Raw genomic sequence first — 20450 nt, forward strand, 5'->3', positions numbered from 1 at the left:
CAGACAAAATCCGCCTGGATTATCTGTTTTCCGCCCAACGCGCCATTTTCTGTTCCAGTACGGAAAGAGGAACGCAACCATCTTTCAGCAATTCATCATGAAAAGCTGATAAGCTGAATTTGCCGCCCAGTTCTTTCGTGTATTTATTCCGCAGTTCATGGATCTTCAGTTCTCCGATTTTGTACGAGAGGGCTTGCCCGGGAATCGCCATATACCGCTCTATTTCAGCGGTAGCCTCCTGTGTGGATAACGGTTCATTGTCCATCATATATTTGATGGCTTGCTCACGGGTCCAGCCTTTGGCGTGTAAACCAACATCCACGACTAAACGAATAGCGCGGTGTATTTCATCGGTTAACCGGCCGAAGTACATGTAAGGATCTGTGTACAGGCCCAGTTCTTTACCTAAACTTTCGCAATACAGGGCATATCCTTCGCCATAGGCGCCGATCCAGGAGAAGCGGCGGAATTTAGGCAGGGAATCATTTTCCTGTTGCAGTGAAATCTGGAAATGGTGGCCGGGAATGGCTTCATGTAAAAACAGGCATTCCATGCCGGTATATGAAAAGGTGGCAGCGTCCAGGATAGGCACATAAAATACGCCGGGGCGGGTACCATCAGCACTACCTTGTATATACTCTGCAGAAGCGGAGGCCGCGCGGTAGGCTTCCGTTTGGCGGATTTCGAATTTGGTTTTGGGAAGACGGCCGTACATTTTTTTAACACCAGGCATGATCTTGTTTTCGATCGCTTTGAAAGAGTCCAGGATAGCGGCGGGCGTTTTAAAAATGCGCAGTTTTTTATCGGCACGAACACTGGCAAAAAATGCGGGCAGATCGCCTTTAAACCCGGTACTGTTTTTCACGGCTTCCATTTCGCCGCGGATCCGGGCAACTTCTTTTTCGCCGAGGGCATAAATGGCTTCCGGGGTCAGGCTGGTGGTAGTCCAGCTTTTGATGAGGAAAGCGTAATAGGCCTTGCCATCTGGAATAGCTTCAATACCACTACTGGTACGGGCCTTGGGCAGGTATTCCTGCTGCATGAAATCCCGCAGTTTGGCGTAGGACGGCAGGATATATTTTTCCACGGCCGCAGCATAATCAATACGCAGTCCGGCAATCACGTCAGCGCCCAGAGAATCCGGGATGCTTTTCAGCGGGGCGTAGAAAACGTTGTTAGCGGTATCTTTCTTTGCGAGGTCGGTCACCTGTGGAATCACCTTTACTACCAGGCTTTTCGGCAATACATACCCGGTAGCAATACCACGGCGCATATTGGCGATAGCGGTGTCGGTCCATATGGCAAACCGCTCCATACGGCTCATGAAGTTGTGATAGTCTTTGGCCGTTTTAAATGGTTGGGCAGAGGAACCAGAGCCCAGTTGCGCCAGTGTTAGCGGTAAACAGGTAAACTGTTGTACCGGCATGAGGTGGTCATGGAACGTCAATGCTTCGCGGTTGATATCGAATTCCCTTTGCAGCATATCATAGGTGATGCGGTCGTTACCGGCAAGCGCGCTGGTATCTATTGCTTTGATGGCTTGCTGGTAGCTGGCATAAAAGGAGTCGGCTTTGGCGCGGAAGCCTTCACTGATATCGATTGGCAGTTGGTCGTTATATTGATTTTCGCCGTTTTGCGTGGCCGTTAAAGGGTTGAGGGCCATGTTCTGATCGTAATACCGGGCGGCCAACTGGTGCAGGGAGTCCTGCATGGCAGCGGGGTTGCTACGATTGGCAGACGGCTGGCAGGCGCCGGCAAACAGGGCGCCTAATAGTAACAGGTAGCCTTTTTGTTGTAACATATTCATTTATGTGGGTGGTGAATAAAGGGTAATTTACCGTTTTCTCTAAAGAAAAAAAGCATTCCGAAGAATCGGAATGCTTATTTAGAACAGTGAACAATGAAAAAAAAGATAAATAATATTATTTAAGAATTTTTATGCGAATACTCTTGAAAGAAACCTCATTGCCATGATCCTGTAACAGGATATGCCCTTCCGGCCACAAACCAAAATTCTTCCAGTTTTTATACTTGCTGATCGCCACCAGATCCTTGAAAGCCTGGGACCCCCGCTCATATTCCAGCACCTTAAATCCATTTAACCAATGTTCTACGTGGTTATTTGGATACACAATAATACGACCTTTGTTCCATTCTCCAATAGGATTAATGGCTCGTTTTTCCTGTTTTCTTGTCATGAGGTCGTAAAGACTTGCTAACGTGCGGTTTCCGTCGCGTCCTAATTTTGCATCCGGATGCTTTTCGTCGTCTAAAACCTGGTATTCCAGGCCAATAGCCGACTTACCACCGGTTTCATAGGTTTCGCTCACGAAGTATTTTACGCCACTATTGGCGCCAGGCGTGAGTTTGAAGGTAAATTCCAGCTCAAAAGCGCCGTACTGTTTATCGGTGATGATGTCACCACCGCTGCCTTCCTCATCTCCTGTAGAATTGCCAATGGTCAGCACACCATTTTCCATGTGCCAGCCTTTGGTAGGGAAATCTTTCTTGTAAACGCCTCTCCAGCCTTTGGAGGTCTTGCCATCCCATAATAACTGGTAGCCGTTTTTCTTTTCCTGCCCGGAAATGGTGTTGTCCACATTATTCACCACGTAGATATTGTCGTACGGTGAATACTGGGAGGCAGACGGGTTTTCTATGATCCGGATATTTTTCCAGTAGATATTCTTGTTGTCATCTGCTGCATTTTTGCCGATGCCATGTACCTGCAATGCAATGAAACCCTTTGGCAATGCAGTATCTACCAGGTGAGCGGTAGGTACGCCATTTACCCAGGTACGCATTTCATTGCCCCGGCATTCAATACGATATTTATTCCAGCCGTCTTTTTTGAAGGCATTTTGCCCGGCAGGATTCAGTTCCATCGGATATTGCCAGCCCCGGCGGCCTTCTTCATAAATACCACCGCTCCATTTACGGTCCGATGGGTCTATTTCCATCTGGTAGCCAAATACACGGCCATTCTGATAATCAGATCTGCTCTGGCTGCGGAATTGGATCCCGGAGTTAAATTCCTTACCCAGTTTAAATTCCAGCTCCAGGATGAAATCCCCATATTCTTTATCTGTTGCCAGGAAGGAATTGGGTGTATTCATCACCGTAGTACCTACAATTTCACCGTCCTCCACATGATATTTAGCTTCTCCTCCCAGCTGTTTCCAGCCCTTCAGGTCTTTGCCATTAAAAAGTTGCTGCCACTGGGCTTTTTGAGCAAACAGGCCACCATACATACACAGCAGGGAGCCACATAAAAGGATCGTCTTTTTCATAACTAAAACGGAATAAGGTGTCCAAAATAATCAATGAATTTCATTTTTACAACCGATTGCAAAAGATTTTATTTTTAAAAATGGCAAAAATCCTACCCCATCTGCATTTTATGGAAACGTTTGCAAATTTTATTTTGCAAACGATTGCAGAAATCTAAAATTATCTTATTTTGTCAACAGAAGAACCCGTAGCGTAAGCCAAAATCTAACTAACTGTAACTAGTTTCCTTTATTCCACAAATTATCTTAAACAACGTTATGAAGAAGTATTTTCCACGTCTTGTTTGTATGGTAGCGTGTTTGCTATTCCATCAACTTATCATCGCCCAGGAGCACCATCCCACTACCATAGAGGGAAATGTACTGGATGCCAGGAAAGTTCCACTGGTAGGAGTAACCGTTGCCGTTAAAGGAAGAAATATTGGGACACAAACAGATGTAAACGGGCATTACCGACTGCTCATTACAAATCCGGACAAAGCTGTACTGGTATTTACTTTCGTCGGTTTTGTTTCACGTGAGGAGCCTTATAAAGGCAATAAGATTATTTCCATAGTGCTGGAAGAAGACCGTAAAAAACTGGAAGAAATTGTAGTGGTGGGATATGGTCAGCAAAAGAAAAAAGATGTCACCGGCTCCATCTCTTCCGTTGGTACCAAAGCCATACAGGATGTACCGGTAACTAACCCCCAACAGGCACTGCAGGGTCGCGCCCCCGGTGTAGAGGTAATTAATAATAGTGCTAAACCCGGAGATGAGCCACAGGTACGTATTCGCGGTACCCGCTCGCTTAATGCCGGCAACGACCCGCTGTATGTAGTAGATGGGATTCCATATGCTGGTAGCCTCAGCGATATTGGTACGGGTGTAATACAATCGATGGATATTTTGAAAGATGCTTCCGCAACAGCCATCTATGGCTCCAGGGGCGCAAACGGCGTAGTACTCATCACTACCCAGAAAGGAAAAGTAGGTAAGCCCGTGGTTTCATACACCGGCTCCTATGGCTATGTACAACAACTCGGTGAAACAGATATGATGAACGCCTCCCGGTTTGTAGACATGCGCAGAGAAGCCGCCCGCGTTGCTAAAAAATATAACGACAACAACCCTGATTCATCTGATAAAGTCATCTTTAACGCCACAGAACTGGCCAATATCAAGAAAGGAACGGACGTTGACTGGCAGAAACTGATGATTTCTCCGGGCTACCAAACCAATCATTCACTTTCTGTAGCCGGCGGCACAGAGAAAACAAGGTACAATATAGGCCTGGGCTACTTTAAAGATCAGGGTGTACTCAAACTACAAAGCTATGAACGTTATAACGTAAGCCTGGGCATAGAACAACAGATCGGCAACCGGGTACGGGTAGGTGCTACTGTCCTCGGTGCGTATAGCCTGCGTAACGGAGAAACCTACAATGGTATTGATAATGCCTTGAAAATGCTGCCTATTGCAGCTCCTTATGATGATAAAGGGAAACTGATTATACTGCCTACCGGTGATAGCCAACAACCTAATCCCCTGCTGGACTATGTAAATAATAACCGCCTCGAACTCATGAAACGGTTCCGCGTGTTTACCAGCTTATTCGCGGAAGCTGAAATCATAGATGGCCTGAAATATCGTCTGAATGTGGGACCGGATATTCAGAACTACAACTATGGCCTGTTTCAGGGTAAAAATAATACCAACCTGCTGATTGGCGGTGGAGATGCTACGGCGATGAAAGGCAATGCATCTACCGTTGCATATACTATTGAAAACTTACTCACCTATAATAAGGTGGTGAAAAAACATAGCATTGGCGCCACCGCTTTGTACAGTGTACAAAGACAAACCGCAGATGTATCTACTACCAACGTAAGAGGTATTCCTGTGGAAACGCAACAGTATTACAACCTGGGGCAGGCACTCAATGTAACCGGTGTTACCAGCAGTTTAAGTACCTGGACAATTCTCTCTTACATGGGACGTCTTAACTATGGTTATGATGACCGCTACCTCCTGACGCTCACACTTCGCGCAGACGGATCCTCCCGCTTTGCTCCGGGACAGAAATGGGGCTATTTCCCTTCTGTAGCAGCTGCCTGGAATATTATCAATGAAGCGCCACTGAAAAACCAGAAAGTACTGGATAACCTGAAGTTGCGTGCCAGCTATGGCCGTATCGGCAATACAGGGATTAACCCTTACGCAACACAAGGTTTACTTACCAGGATTCCATATTCATATGGAAATAAAGGCGCACTGGGCTTTGTACCAGGTGAACTGCGTAATCCTAACCTCACCTGGGAAACCACCACTTCTGCTGATATAGGCCTTGATTTCGGTTTCCTGAATGGTCGCGTTACGGGTGTGATTGAATGGTATACGCAGAAAACAACTGATTTGCTGATGCCTCACCTGTTACCCTACAGTAACGGTTTTAACTCGGTATTGGAAAACCTGGGCGTAACCCGTAACAAAGGTTGGGAAGTAAGTGTAGGCGCTACCGTTATAGATAACCCTGAAGGTTTCAGTTGGAAAATGGATGTTAACTTTTTCACCAACCGTTCCCGGATTTTGTCGATTGGCAACGGCAGAACCGCTGATGTGGGCAATGGCTGGTTTGTAGGTCAACCTACCTACGTGTACTACGATTATAAGAAAACAGGCATCTGGCAGGTGGGTGAAAAAAATATAGCCAACAAGTATGGCGTATCTCCGGGAGAAATTAAACTGGAAGATGTGAATAAAGACAGTGTTATTGACGCGAAAGACAGGCAGATACTGGGTTCGCCGGAACCTAAATGGTCGGCTGGTACTACCCAACGCTTTTCTTACAAAGGTTTTGAATTGTCTGTTGTGGCCTTTGCCCGTATGGGTAGTATGATCAAAAGTGATTTCTACCAGAATTATAATACGCTGTTTGGCCGTTATAATAATCTCAATATTGATTATAACACACCGGCTAATCCCACCAATGATTTCCCGCGGCCTAATGCCAACCAGGAGCGTCCAAGCAATTATCAGTCGCTGAGTTATTTCGATGGCTCCTTCTTCAAAATCAGGAGTATCACGCTTAGCTATACCTTGCCCACCGCTATGGTGCAACGCATGCAGATGCAGGATCTCCGGTTTAATGTAGGTGTAAAGCAACCTTTGATTCTGGCGCCTTATCGTCAAACCTGGAAAGGGATAGATCCTGAAGATGTGAATGTCATTGGGGTAGATGCACCAGCTACCTGGATGTTACAGTTTGGTATAAATGCGCGGTTCTAATCATCAAAATCTTTAAAAGAAAACGTTATGAAATATATAGTTTCTATCATCCTGTTGCTGGCTGTTGCCACAACATCCTGTAATAAAATGCTGGATGAAAAGGTGATCACCAATGTGACAGATTCGTTTTATAATACCAAAGCCGGTTTTCAGACGGCGGTCACCGGGTCATATGTTGCCATGAGAGCATTTTATAGCACCGAACGGGGGATGACACTGACCGAAACAGGGACAGACATCTACACTAACGGCTCTGATGGTGATTTTAAATTTGTTAGCCAGTATACTTCTCAGCTGGATTCCCGGTATACACATATCAGGGATTTGTGGAATAGTTTTTATCAAACTATTAATACCTGTAACGTGGTTGTAGACAGGGCCAATCTCATTCCTGACCTGGATAGTGCCAGTAAGATAAAAGGTGTGGCAGAAGCAAAATTTTGCAGGGCGCATTATCATTTTATCCTGATGGAGATGTTTGGTGCTGTACCCTTACGGCTAAACGAAAACACGAAAATTGTTACAGAAGCACATCGCGATAGTACCAAAGCTATATATGACGCAGTCATCAATGATTTGTTGGCGGCAGAAAAGGACCTGCCGGCCACTCAAACCGATTGGGGCCGCGCTACCAAACCCGCCGCCGAACACCTGTTGGCCAGGGTATATCTTACCCGTGCTTCTTCTCCGGATGCTAAACCAACAGATTATGCAGATGCCGCCAAATATGCTGATATGGTGATTAAGAACTATAGCTTTAAGCTGTTGGATGATCCCGGACAGGTATGGGCACAGGGAAAAGAAAATAATGCAGAAACCATTTTTGCCGCGCAATACACCACAGATGCATTGTATGGCTATGCCGATAACAATGCCTGCCGGTTTTTCCTGATGCAGTACGATGTGTTGCCTGGTATGAAGCGTGATCTGGCGAATGGTACACCCTGGAAGCGTTTTATGCCAACCAAATACCTGATAGAGACCCTGTACAGGGATCGTGTACATGATGTGCGTTATGAAAAATTCTTTACCACTGTTTGGTTTACCAATGCACCCACTGCTACATTGGCCCTTGGCGATACATCTGTTTATATGCCGGGATACGATGTATCAGATGCTGAAATCAAGTCGAAGAAATACCTGCTGGTACCACCGCGGAACTACTACGAAAAATTATATCCTTCGCTGAATAAATTTGCCGACGCACTCCGGCCGGATAACCAGGCCTCCGGGGTAAGGCCATTTATAGCCTTCCGTCTCGCGGAAACCTACCTGATAGATGCAGAAGCCCAAATGATGCTGGGAAATAACCAGGCCGCCGCAGACCTGGTGAACGTAGTGCGCATGAGGGCTGCCCGGCCAGGTGCTACACCCGCCGAAACCCAGGCCAACCGGGATGCTATGAAAGCCACTGCAGCACAAATGAATATTGATTTTATGCTGGATGAAAGAGGCCGTGAGCTGGTAGGAGAACAACTACGCTGGTTTGACCTGGTACGTACCCATAAATTACTGGAAAGAGTAAGACTATATAGTGATAATCAAAAGGCAAAGGAAAGCATTGCTCCCAAACACGTATTACGTCCTATTCCACAAGACCAGATTGACCGGTCTTCAACGCCATTTCCCCAGAATCCGGGGTACTAGTAGCAGCTGTTAACAACGGCAATCAGCCTTTGATATGATAGTGAAATTTAACAATCACTATACATATCAAAGGCTGATTGCTTTCCGCTAATTGCTTATCTTCATAAGCCTTTTCTAACTCAAAAAACTTTACTTGTTATGGCCCAAAAAAAGATATTGTTACTGACCGGAGATTATGCCGAAGACTATGAAACAATGGTTCCTTTCCAGATGTTGCAGATGATTGGTCACGAGGTACATGCGGTTTGTCCTGATAAAGCAGCCGGTGAGAAAATTAAAACAGCGATTCATGATTTTGAGGGTGACCAGACCTACAGCGAAAAGCCTGGACACGGTTTTGTGCTCAACGCTTCTTTTAACGATGTAGCCGGGGCAGATTATGATGCGCTGGTGATAGCAGGTGGCCGTGCCCCCGAATACCTGCGGTTAAATAAGAATGTGCTGGAGCTGGTAAAACACTTTTTTGTGGAAGATAAGCCCGTTGCGGCTGTTTGTCATGGTATACAGATCCTGACAGCTGCCGATGTGGTACGCGGAAAGAAATTAACGGCTTATCCGGCGGTGGCACCTGAGGTGACAGCGGCGGGAGGTACCTATGTATCGGTAAATGTATACGAGGCGGTAGTAGATGGAAAGTTGGTGACGGCGCCGGCATGGCCAGCTCATCCGCAGTGGATCGCGGCCTTTTTACAGGTGCTGGGAACCAGTATCACACTATAATACTGACATATGTATAAAATATTGATTATCAATTATCAGAAGAAAGTTTAAATTATCTTTCTATGGATTTTCAAATTAAAGTGGCATTGCTTACCTTTGCAGCCAAATTCAGGAGGCTATCCCTGCATTGATTGATAAATTCGTAATTCGTAATTGATTTTTATATATGTCCGGACAGCTTAAAGAAGTTCGTAACCGAATCAAATCTATTCAATCTGGTCAGCAGATCACGAAAGCCATGAAAATGGTGAGTGCTGCCAAGTTAAGACGTGCGCAGGATGCTATTCTGCTGATGCGTCCTTATGCGGTAAAGCTCCAGGAAATGTTGCAGAATATTGTTTCCAACAGCGAAGGCAATATCAACACGCCACTGGCGGCACAGCGCCCCGTTGAAAAAGTACTGATTGTGGTAATTACTTCAGACAGAGGTTTGTGCGGTGCTTTCAACTCTAACCTGATCAAGACGGCTAAACGCGTAATCCGCGAGAAGTACCAGGAGCAGTTTGAGCAAGGCAATGTAGAAATTCTGCCTATCGGTAAAAAAGGTTACGACCATTTTGTACAGAACGGCTATAAAGTAAATGATAAATTCTGGCAGCTCTTTGGCAGTCTTACCTTTGAACACGTGAAAGAAGCTGCTGCGGTAGCCCTGAACGGTTTTACAGAAGGGACCTACGATGCTGTGGATATCGTGTACAGCGAATTTAAAAACGCTGCTACCCAGATTTTTGTTACGGAGCAGTTCCTGCCCATCGCCAAGGTAGAAAACGAAGAAGACAATGCCCTGAAAGCAGACTTCATTTTCGAACCAGCGAAAGACACCCTGATTCAGGAACTGATGCCTAAAATTCTGAATACACAGTTCTTCAAAGCCATCCTGGATTCTCATGCTTCTGAGCATGGTGCCCGTATGACTGCGATGGATAAAGCAACAGAAAATGCCAGCGAATTGCTGCGTTCTCTGAAAATCTCTTACAACCGTGCACGTCAGGCAGCCATTACTACAGAGCTGACCGAAATCGTGAGTGGTGCTGCAGCATTAGGAAGTTAAGTACTGTAAGGCATTTTTTAGCACTAAGTCAACAACTGAATTAATATTTTCAGATTAGGGTCAAAGACTGTATTTTCGGTCTTTGACCTTTTTTGTAACATCTGCACCTCCTGTTAACGTATGGAAATATCACAGATCATCCCGCACGTGGAAGCATTAATTTTTGCGGCCGACCGGCCTTTACCTTTGCTGGAAATAGTGGATCTGCTTAATAATGCACTGGCTTTCCTGGAAGACCGTACCACCCTAGACCAGGTGGAAGCTGCCATGGAAGCCATCAGGGAAAAATACAGCTCTGAATTTTATGCATTTGAAGTGCGCAGCAGTGGCGGGGGCTATCAATTCCTTACAAAAAAAGAATATTATCAAACTGTAGCCCAGCTGAATGGGGATAAGTTCCTCAAACGCTTATCCACTGCAGCACTGGAAACATTGGCGATTATCGCTTACCGGCAACCAATCTCCAAAGGAGAAATAGAATATATCCGTGGCGTGAGTACCGATTACTCCATCCAAAAACTCCTTGAAAAAGAACTGATTGTAATTACCGGGCGTAGTGAAGATCAGCCTGGCAAACCGCTGTTGTATGCAGTATCCCGCTCCTTTATGGATTATTTTGGACTCAGCTCTGTAGCCGACCTGCCTAAGCTAAAGGAATTGTTTGATGAAGAAATGGTGCAGCCAACCCTCATCAGCGATGAAACAGCTACCCTGGGCCGCGGAGAGCATAGTACAGATACCGCCCATTCCCTCATGGTATCTGAAGATGGAGAACTGCTGGACCCCGATCATAAACTGGATGACCTGTCCACTACCACTCTTTTGCCCACCGAAGAAGAGCACCCCGCTTCTGAAGATGAAGAAGTGGAGCCGGATGATGAAATTATCCGTTTTGATGATTTCATTGATGAGGAAAAAGATGAGGAAAAAAATGACGCACCTGATAAAGAAGAGGAAAAGCAGCCGAAAAAACCAACTACACCTAAGCCTCCCAAGGCACAATGGATAGATCCCGGAGACCGGGAACCGGAGCATCCGGTGAGTGACGAAAACGACGAAGATCCTGACGACATCGTAGAAGATAATCTCTCCGGCAATGATATTGATGAGGAACTTATAGAAGAACAAGCCGCGGAAGAAGATAAAGAAGAAGATAATGTTGATAATGATGTAGTAGATGATGATGGAGATAAAGATCCGGATGATATGATGGAAGACGCGATCTTGGGAGAAAAGTTATTATCCTTCGGTGATGAGGAAGGTGAAGAAGAAGATGATGATGAGGAAGAAGAAGATGATGATGAAGATGATGATGAGGAAGAAGAAAGTGGGGCACACCCGGATGTGAAATAAAGTAAAAACGAATCGTTTCAAAAGCAATAAAAAACCGGGTTTATATCCCGGTTTTTTTTATTTAAGCTGTCACGAAGTGTTGGTGATGGAATAATGTTTAAAGCTGTTTAAAAAAGAGATACTTCCACTTCAAAGCCCTGAAATAGAAAGATACAAGATAAAATTGTCGAACGAACTGCAAGTTGCCTGCTTTAGGAAGAATATGACCTGAGACGTAATTGCAGTATTCGTAGCGGACAGCTATCGGGCTCATTATTAACAATTTCTCATTTTTTTCTAAGGGTAATTTAATCAGATTTTAATGCAATTGTTGCCAGGGTTTAGTAGTATTGTCATGCTAAAGAGCCGCTTCAATTAACTACTGTTTGGTGATACATTTTTATACTGTAACCTTATTAAATCACAAGTATCGATTTCTTTCTAACCAGTGTATAAAATATTCATGTGTTGTAACTTAATGGTTGTAATAACCGTTAAGATGCAGTATGCGTTTTGCCTGCCCCAAAGGGTGTTTTTGTTTTGCAAAGAAAAAGTTAATAACGGCAAAGATGAAATTTAATTAATGGGGAATGCTAGGGGGGAAGACCTTTTGCAGCGTTAATACAGTGATACTATGCTTACCTGGTGGTTTGTTTAACTTATTATGACATTTATATGCAGATGTGTAAAGTTTTTAGTGCTGAGAATATCGTCGAATATAATCAGTTGCTAGATGAGATGAAGCTCAATTTGGACATTTACTATCAGCCCGGTTTTTTGGAAACAGATGCGTTTCTGCACAAAGGAGAATATGAAATATTTGTTTGTCAGGAAGATAATTACGTTTTTATTTATCCTTACATCCGCAAGCCGCTAATTAATGGTTACTATGACATAACATCGCCCTATGGTTACTGTGGTCCCTATTCAAATGATCCATTGTTTTTCCAGGTAGGAGAAAGGATGTTTATTGAATATACTTGTAAACAAGGATTTTTAGTATCTGAATTCATCAGATATCATCCTATTTATAACAAAAGAGAACAAGAGCGGTTTAAATATTTTACATCAAATTTTTTGAATCGCACGGTGGTAATGCTTTCGGAAAACATCGAATGGAATAAGATCTGGAATGAGCAGTTTAGCAGTACCAACCGAAATCTGGTACGTAAAATGAAAAGTGAAGGATATGTGTTTGAATTAGTAGATCCGGCGCCATATCTTACTGAATTCATGGGAATGTATTATCAGAATATGCTGAACGTACATGCAACACAATATTATTTTTTCAGCGAAACATATTTTGAGAAGTTGGTAAATAAGTTGGGAGAAAAATTGGTGATGGCAAGAGTGCGAATGAATAATACTACCTATGCCACCAGTTTGTTTTTCCTCAGCGGTAATATTGTAACCTATTTCCTCTCCGCCAGGAACTTTAATACAACACAGATACCGGCTACTAATTTTATACTCTCCAATATGGCAGAATGGGGACACCTCCATGGCTATAGCTATTTTAATCTGGGTGGCGGCTTAACAAATAGCAAACAAGATACTTTGTTTAAATTTAAATCGAATTTTTCAAAGGATTATGTACCGTTTTATATTGGTAAACGAATACATAATCCTGAAGTATATGAATCCTTAAAAAGAGATTGGATAGATAATAATGGAGCAGAAAAATATGAGACAGTAAAACAGGTGCTCCAGTTTTATCATCAATAAATTTATTCGCTATAATGTCCCGATCACTGTAGCAAAAAGTGTACTCAGTAATTTATCCGCCTTACCTGCCACCGCAATAATTTCTTCAATAGAAACAGGATGCAAATTATCCGGATCACATTCATCTGTGACTACCGATACGGCTGCACAGGGAAGTTGTAGTTGATTGGCTACAATTACTTCCGGTACCGTACTCATTCCTACCAGGTCCGCGCCTATCATGCGGAGGAACCGGTATTCTGCCCTGGTTTCAAGGTTAGGACCCATCACGGAAACGTATACACCGGATTTTAATGAAGTGCCAAGTGCGATGGCGGTGGTTTTTAATTTTTCTCCCAACGCCGGATTATATGGGCAGCTCATGTCTGGGAAGCGAGAACCATATACAGGAGAATTAAGGCCCCGTAGCGGGTTTTCCGGCTGCATATTGATATGATCGTCCAACAGGATCAAATCGCCCTTTTTAAAGGCAGGATTCATTCCACCTGCGGCATTACTAAGCAGCAGTTGTTGAATGCCCAATGCCTTCATTACCCGTACCGGAAAAGTAATTTGCTGCATGGTATAGCCTTCATAGTAATGAAAGCGTCCCTGCATGGCTATTATAGGGGTACTGCCTATATGTCCCAGTATCAGGTTGCCTTTATGAGATTCTACCGTCGATTCCGGAAAATGAGGGATCTGGTGGTAAGGAATCGTATGTGTAATATTGATATGATTAACCAGCTCGCCCAGTCCTGTGCCCAGTACTACGCCCACCCGGGGTTGTTCAAAAGAAAAGGTTTGCAGATAAGCGGTAGCCGCAGTTATTTGTTGCAGTAACAGATCCATACAAGATTGAATTTGCTGCAAATTAATTCCCTTTACGCGCAATCATGTAAAAGAGAGGTGGAAAATATCTTTTAAACCATAGTAATATCCTTTCTTCCCTGGCAATCAGCACCATCTTTTTTCGTTTATGCATGGCCTTTAGAATGCGTTGGGCACATAGGGCAACAGATAAGCCCTTTACCTGTTTGGGATCCATTTTACCATAGGCTTCCCCGTTAGCCGTAATAGCGGAATAGGTAATAGGAGTACGTACCCGTCCGGGACAAATAATAGTAGTGTATAATTTGGGAATGGGATTTTCTGTTTGCAGGGTTTCAAAGTATCCCTGCAGGGCATGTTTGGCCGCATTGTAGCCGGAGCGCCAGGGGTAGCCCATCAGTCCGGCCATGCTGCTGATAATAATGATTTGTCCGCCTCCCTGTGCCCTGAAATGAGGCAGCAGTGCCTGGGTAAGCATTACCGCACCGAAAAAATTTACTTCCATTAGTTGCCTTACTGCAGCCACCGAAGTATCTATCAGCTTGGAGCGCTGAGTAACGCCGGCATTATTTACCAGGACATCTATCTTCCCAAAAAATTGTAAAGCACGCCGGGCGCCTTCCTGTACCTGGGCTTCATCAGTAACATCCATCAGCACTATTTCGCACCAGGGTGTATAAGAAAGACATTGATTGCGTACCGCTTCCAGGGCCGCCTGATTACGGGCAGCCAATATCAATCGGGCCTTTTCTTTTGCCAATAAAAGCGCCAGCTCATGGCCTATGCCCGAGCTGGCGCCTGTAATCAATATTACTTTGTCCGTATAGTGCATACGAAATAACGCTGCTACTTCAGTGGAGTGAGTTTAATGTTTTTCCATCTTACCTTGATGCCGCCGCCGGAATGGATTTGCAGGGCAATCTGACCATTTGCTGCGCCGATTTTTTCGTCTTTCAGCGTAATCATTTCATGACCATTGAGCCAGGTAGTTACATTATCGCCCTGTACCCGTACTTTCATGGTATTCCATTCTCCCATTTTCAGGTACTTTTCTTTTTCCTTGTCGGGTTGTATGAGCCATCCACGGCCATAAGATTCATAGATACCACCGGTATGCATGCCCGGAGGTGCTACCTCAGCCTGCCATCCGGTAATTTTAGTGCCTTCCAGGGAAGAGTGGAAAAATACGCCACTGTTACCATCGGCTTCCTGCCTGAATTGGAGGGTGAGTTCAAAATCTTTGTATTGACCGTCTGTTCCCAGGTAGCCGTATTCTTTATCCGGGCCGCTTTCACAGATCAGTTCTCCTTTTTCTACATACCATTTTTCGGTACCATATACTTTCCAGCCATCCAGATTTTTTCCATTGAACAATGACTGCGCTTTTTGTGCAAATCCCTGGCTGGCGCCCAGTAATAAGGCGGCGCCCAGGAAGAATTTGAAGCAAGTTTTTTTCATAACACTGCATTTATTGATTGAAAACCAGTTGATACAATAAAAAAGTCCTCCCACATGTGGGAGGACTCAATATAAGGTCTATTTCCTGTATTTCTAAATCAGAAAATTATCTGGCGATATTCACCGCGCGTTTTTCACGGATCACGGTTACTTTGATTTGCCCGGGATACTGCATTTCTGTTTGTATCTTATTGGCAATTTCGAAAGATAAGCGATCAGCATCTCCATCGGATACTTTATCACTTTCTACGATAATACGCAGTTCTCTACCCGCCTGGATCGCATAGGCTTTTTCCACTCCATCATGAGCGAGGGCCAGGTTTTCCAGGTCTTTGATTCGTTGCAGGTAGCTCTGCATAATTTCACGGCGTGCACCAGGACGTGCACCGCTGATAGCATCGCAGGCCTGAACAATCGGAGAAATGACGTATTGCATTTCCATTTCATCGTGGTGAGCGCCAATAGCATTGACTACAGCGGCATGTTCACCATATTTTTCAGCGAGTTTCGCACCGAGGAGGGCGTGGCTCAGCTCAGTTTCTTCATCAGGTACTTTACCAATATCGTGCAGTAAGCCGGCACGCTTGGCCAGTTTAGGGTTTAAGCCCAGCTCAGCAGCCATCACCGCACAAAGGTTGGCGGTTTCTTTGGAGTGCATGAGCAGGTTTTGTCCGTAGGAAGAGCGGAAACGCATCTTACCTACCAGGCGCACCAGTTCTTTATGAAGGCCATGGATACCCAATTCAATCACGGTTCTTTCACCGATATCCATTACCTGTTCTTCCAGTTGTTTCTTGGTTTTTTCTACTACTTCCTCGATACGGGCAGGGTGGATACGTCCATCCTGTACCAGGCGTTGCAGCGATAAACGTGCAATTTCACGGCGTAACGGGTCGAAGGAAGATAATACGATGGCTTCGGGGGTGTCGTCCACAATCAGGTCTACACCAGTTGCTGCTTCAATGGCACGGATATTACGGCCTTCGCGACCGATGATCTGGCCTTTGATTTCATCACTTTCCAGGGTAAATACGGTAATGGTATTTTCAATGGTTTGTTCAGCAGCAGTACGCTGAATAGACTGTATGATGATCTTTTTCGCTTCTTTGTTCGCTTTTAATTTAGCGTCTTCAATGATCTCCTGTATATGAGAGAGGGCTTGTGAGCGGGCTTCTTCTTTCAGGCTTTCCACCAGTTGGTGTTTGGCCTCTTCAGCGGTTAATCCGGCTACTTTTTCGAGGCGGCGGATGTGTTCTTCCTGGTGTTTTTCCAGTTCAGTACGTTTGATGGTTACCAGCTCCATTTGACGGTTCAAGGTTTCCTTGATGGCGTCATTTTCATTTATTTGCTTCTGTAGCTGTTCGTTTTTCTGATTAATAGCCTGTTCTTTCTGTTTGATACGATTTTCCGACTCTCCCAGTTTCTGGTTGCGCTGCAGTACGTCTTTCTCATACTCGCTCTTTAGTTGCAGGTATTTTTCTTTTGCTTCCAGCAGCCTGTCTTTCTTGAGATTCTCCGCACTAACCTGTGCATCTGCGATGATTTTTTTAGCCTGGTTCTCAGCTTCGTCTATTTTATGCTGTGTATTTTTGGCAAAAATCACCTTACCTAGCACAATCCCAATGACCAATGCCACTATTGCAGCTATTGTCGTGATAAGTGTAACATCCATATGAATTATTTATACTTGATTTATGTAGTATTCTCCTACCCAGGTTGCTGCTAAAACACAACAGGGGCGAGAACTGACCCGCGAAAATACAAAAAAATAGCAGTTAAAGCGTCTTTGATACGTGATAATTAGCCAATTAGCTAATTCATTGTTTAGCAATGGGTAAGGTGCAATTACCCCAATGCCTGGTTGATGATTTCTTCCAGCTTTTCCAGCTTTTCCTGCAAAAAGGGAGCAGTGCTTGCCTGGGCTTTTCCGCCGCTGGTAACAGGGTGCGTGGCGTACATGATAAGGGCCATAGCGATATAGTCCTGCAGGTCTTTTCCTGCATACGAAGTCTTAAAATCTACAATTTTCTCATTCACTTCTTTCATAATACGACGTACTTCCGCTTCTTCTTCCGGTTTTATCTTGATCCGGTAAGAGCGGTCTGATACGACAATATTAATAGGAATGAGTGTGTCCATCGTATATGATTTTATATCAACTGTTCAGTAAAGCAATACAACGGTCAATTTCTTTGATATAATCATTGATTTTGCCACGGATTTCTTTTTTGAAAGCCTCATCTTCTGCTGCTACGGCAGTACCTCCCTGGGCAGTGGATGCAATTTTCATGAGTTGCAGCCGGTCTTCCAGGACCTGTAACGACTGTTGCTGCTGTTGCAGCTCCTGTTGTTGTGTTTTAACTTCTTCTTTGAGCAATACATTCTCCGACTGCACCTGCTGGAGCTTTTTGACCAGCAGATGCAGTTTTTCTTCTACGCGTTGAATGTATTGCTCTAACACCATTGAATGTCTTATTTTCTGATCTCCGCCAGTAACTGTGTTTCAAATGTTTTGATGAGTTTTTCCATCACACTGTCAATTTCTTTGTCAGTAAGCGTTTTCTGAGCATCCAGGAAAGTAAAGCTTACTGCGTAAGACTTCTTATTAGTGCCCAGTTTTTCGCTCTCAAATACATCGAACAGATTCACCTGTTGTAACAATCCGGATTTCACGCCACGGGCGGCTGCTTCTACTGCGGCAAACTTCACCTGTTTATCGAGTACCAGCGCCAGGTCCCTGCGAACTGCCGGAAAGCGGGGGATTTCTTTGTAAAAGTTATCACTTTTTTGCAAGAGTCCGAGTATTTTATCCCAATTAAAGATGGCATACCATACCGGTTGTTTGATATCAAACTGCTTGAGCTTCGCTGTGGGAACGCCTCCGAGGGTTACCACCACCTGGTTTTTTACTTTGATTTCCCAGGCTGGTTGTAAACCTTTTTCAGTACTTTCTGCCCAGGTAAACTGTTTGTAGCCCAATTGTTTAAGGATATTGATCACAAAACCCTTGAGGTAATAAAAATCTACCGGTTTAGCGGCATGCATCCAGGTTTCCCCGGTTTGTTTCCCCGTGAGGTACAGCGCCAGGTGATTGTTTTCGCCGTAACCTTTCTCCAGTACCTGGTATGTTTTACCGAATTCGAAGAACAGCAGGTCGTCGTTTTTGCGGTTCAGGTTATGGGAAATGCTTTCCAGGCCGGTTTCCAGCATGGAAGGGCGCATGATGTCCAGTTCTACAGTGAGACTGTTCATCATTTTTACTGCATGTTCCAGTACTTCCGGTGTATAATATTTACTGTTGGTAATGGAGTTCGTGAAAATTTCGTTGAACCCATTGCCAGCGAGGTAATCGGCAATTTTTTCCTTTACACTTTCTGCATCCGGTTGAGCAGACAGAGCCGGTGAAATGGCTATTTTAGCCGGGATTTCAATATTATCCAATCCATCTATCCTCATTACTTCCTCAACCAGGTCGGCGGGGAGGCTGATATCAGGTTTACTGAATGGCACGGATACACGAAATCCGGTGGCCGATTCAGAGAGGATTTCAAAGCCCAGGCTGCGGAGGATGTTTTTGATTTTATCTTCCGGGTAGTTACTGCCGCTGAGTTTACGGATATAGCTATACGTTGTTTCTATCTGTGTTTTAACTTTTACGGTAGGGTATACATCGATGATATCGGAGGCTACCTGTCCGCCGCCCAGTTCGCAAATCAATGCAGCAGCACGTTGCAGCGTAAACAGGACATTAGAGATATCTACACCCTTCTCGAAACGGGAAGCGGCGTCGGTGCGCAATCCATGACGGAAGGAAGTGGTACGGATACCGCCCGGGCTGAAAACGGCGCATTCCAGGAAAATGTTGGTGGTAGTATCAGACACCCCTGAGTGAAGTCCGCCAAATACACCCGCAATGCACATGCCTTCGCCGGCGCCGTTGCAGATGATCAGATCCGTGGCGTCCAGTTTTCTTTCTTTCCCATCAAGTGTTATAAAAGGAGTACCTGCCGGTAGATTTTTTACCACTACGGCATTGCCTTTTATAGCAGCGGCATCAAAGGCATGAAGTGGCAGACCTGTTTCATGCAGAATAAAGTTGGTGATATCTACCACATTGTTAATAGGGCGAACACCAATGGCCGTCAGCTTGGTTTTCAGCCATTCAGGCGATGGTGCTACCTGTACACCGGTAATGGATATACCGCTATACCGTGGGCATGCGTCTGTATTTTCAATGGTCACACTGATTGGTAAAGAAGCAGCTGCTTTCGGCAGCGCCTTTATTTCGGGCAGCTGTACCTGGTATTTGTGGGTATGCTCAATGTTATTCAGGAATGCACATACGTCTTTAGCCACACCGATGTGGCTCATGGCGTCCATACGGTTCGGTGTTAAGCCTATTTCGTAGATATAATCATTGGCGGGCTTAAATACTTCTGCGGCAGGAGTACCCGGTTCCAGGGAGGCGTCCAGTACCATGATGCCATCGTGACTGTTGCCCAGTCCCAGTTCATCTTCTGCGCAAATCATCCCCTGGCTTTCTTCTCCACGGATCTTTGCTTTTTTCATGGTCATTGGTTCGCCAGTCAGCGGGTAAATAGTAACGCCAATAGGGGCCACTACTACTTTTTGTCCTACTGCTACGTTAGGGGCGCCGCATACAATGTGCAGCGGTTCGCCATTGCCGATGTTTACGGTGGTAAGTCTCAGTTTATCCGCATTGGGGTGTTTTTCTGCTGTCAGTACTTCTCCGATCACCAATCCAGCCAGACTTCCCTTTACTGCTTCAAATTTTTCCAGGTTCTCTACTTCCAGGCCAATCCTGGTTAAAATAGTAGATAGTTCTTCCGGTGTAGGCCTGACCGGTAAATAATCACATAGCCAGTTGTATGAAATCGTCATTTATCTGCTTGGTTTATTTATATAAGTGGCGTAAAGTTAGGAATAATGCGCTTAAAGCTGAAAGGATATAGCAAAAAGCCTTTACGGTAAATATTTTGGCAGATCAGACCAGCAGGAATATCGCAAATAGGAGGAACAAATATGCTCCCGGAGAAGCTTTTTTCGGCGCCCCCACTGGGTTCTGCAGCATTTTTGCAGTGTGTGGAAAATCTTTTCTCACAATGTGTGTGAATAATCGGACCTTTGCT

Annotated in this window: 15 protein-coding genes; 6 read left to right on the top strand and 9 right to left on the bottom strand. The window is 44.8% G+C overall.

Annotated elements, in window-relative coordinates:
* Window positions 1–19: 19 nt before the first annotated feature.
* Window positions 20–1801, bottom strand: coding sequence for a DUF885 family protein (locus tag J7623_RS12575; protein ID WP_291920641.1), 1782 nt, complete (start codon window positions 1799–1801; stop codon window positions 20–22).
* A 121-nt stretch (window positions 1802–1922) separates the two neighbouring features.
* Complete coding sequence (locus tag J7623_RS12580; protein WP_291920642.1) at window positions 1923–3290, bottom strand: DUF1080 domain-containing protein; 1368 nt, start codon at window positions 3288–3290, stop codon at window positions 1923–1925.
* Window positions 3291–3548: 258 nt separating this feature from the next.
* On the opposite strand from J7623_RS12580, the gene J7623_RS12585 reads away from it, so the two are divergent.
* The 6 genes from J7623_RS12585 (at window position 3549) to J7623_RS12610 (ending at window position 13032) form a co-directional block, all read left to right on the top strand.
* Window positions 3549–6557: a TonB-dependent receptor gene (locus tag J7623_RS12585; protein WP_291920643.1), complete on the top strand. Its 3009-nt coding sequence runs from the start codon at window positions 3549–3551 to the stop codon at window positions 6555–6557.
* 27 nt (window positions 6558–6584) lie between these two features.
* A complete protein-coding gene (locus J7623_RS12590; RefSeq protein ID WP_291920644.1) occupies window positions 6585–8204 on the top strand; it encodes a RagB/SusD family nutrient uptake outer membrane protein in 1620 nt (539 codons plus the stop codon).
* A 138-nt stretch (window positions 8205–8342) separates the two neighbouring features.
* Entirely contained in the window at window positions 8343–8924 is a 582-nt protein-coding gene (locus J7623_RS12595) for a DJ-1/PfpI family protein (RefSeq protein WP_291920645.1), read from the top strand.
* 166 nt (window positions 8925–9090) lie between these two features.
* Window positions 9091–9975 (top strand): ATP synthase F1 subunit gamma, encoded by an 885-nt coding sequence (gene atpG / locus J7623_RS12600; RefSeq protein WP_291920646.1) that lies wholly within the window; start codon window positions 9091–9093, stop codon window positions 9973–9975.
* A 120-nt stretch (window positions 9976–10095) separates the two neighbouring features.
* Window positions 10096–11328, top strand: coding sequence for an SMC-Scp complex subunit ScpB (gene scpB / locus J7623_RS12605; RefSeq protein WP_291920647.1), 1233 nt, complete (start codon window positions 10096–10098; stop codon window positions 11326–11328).
* A gap of 717 nt (window positions 11329–12045) precedes the next feature.
* Window positions 12046–13032 (top strand): GNAT family N-acetyltransferase, encoded by a 987-nt coding sequence (locus tag J7623_RS12610; protein ID WP_291920648.1) that lies wholly within the window; start codon window positions 12046–12048, stop codon window positions 13030–13032.
* Window positions 13033–13041: 9 nt separating this feature from the next.
* Here J7623_RS12610 and J7623_RS12615 read toward each other — a convergent pair whose 3' ends face one another.
* The 7 genes from J7623_RS12615 to pheT form a co-directional block, all read right to left on the bottom strand.
* Entirely contained in the window at window positions 13042–13863 is an 822-nt protein-coding gene (locus J7623_RS12615) for a purine-nucleoside phosphorylase (RefSeq protein ID WP_291920649.1), read from the bottom strand.
* 22 nt (window positions 13864–13885) lie between these two features.
* Entirely contained in the window at window positions 13886–14674 is a 789-nt protein-coding gene (locus J7623_RS12620) for an SDR family oxidoreductase (protein WP_291920650.1), read from the bottom strand.
* A 14-nt stretch (window positions 14675–14688) separates the two neighbouring features.
* The gene (locus J7623_RS12625; protein ID WP_291920651.1) at window positions 14689–15300 is read right to left on the bottom strand and encodes a DUF1080 domain-containing protein; all 612 of its coding nucleotides are present in this window, start codon (window positions 15298–15300) and stop codon (window positions 14689–14691) included.
* 106 nt (window positions 15301–15406) lie between these two features.
* Complete coding sequence (rny, locus tag J7623_RS12630; protein WP_291920652.1) at window positions 15407–16972, bottom strand: ribonuclease Y; 1566 nt, start codon at window positions 16970–16972, stop codon at window positions 15407–15409.
* A 173-nt stretch (window positions 16973–17145) separates the two neighbouring features.
* On the bottom strand, window positions 17146–17439 hold the full coding sequence (locus J7623_RS12635) for a cell division protein ZapA (RefSeq protein WP_291920653.1): 294 nt from the start codon (window positions 17437–17439) through the stop codon (window positions 17146–17148).
* 16 nt (window positions 17440–17455) lie between these two features.
* A complete protein-coding gene (locus J7623_RS12640) occupies window positions 17456–17764 on the bottom strand; it encodes a hypothetical protein (protein WP_291920654.1) in 309 nt (102 codons plus the stop codon).
* An 8-nt stretch (window positions 17765–17772) separates the two neighbouring features.
* Window positions 17773–20202 carry a phenylalanine--tRNA ligase subunit beta gene (pheT, locus tag J7623_RS12645; RefSeq protein WP_291920655.1) on the bottom strand — a complete coding sequence of 810 codons (2430 nt, stop codon included), beginning with the start codon at window positions 20200–20202 and terminating at the stop codon, window positions 17773–17775.
* Window positions 20203–20450: the final 248 nt, after the last annotated feature.

This window comes from Chitinophaga sp. (genome assembly GCF_017745275.1).
In the GTDB taxonomy this organism is placed as follows: Bacteria; Bacteroidota; Bacteroidia; order Chitinophagales; family Chitinophagaceae; genus Chitinophaga.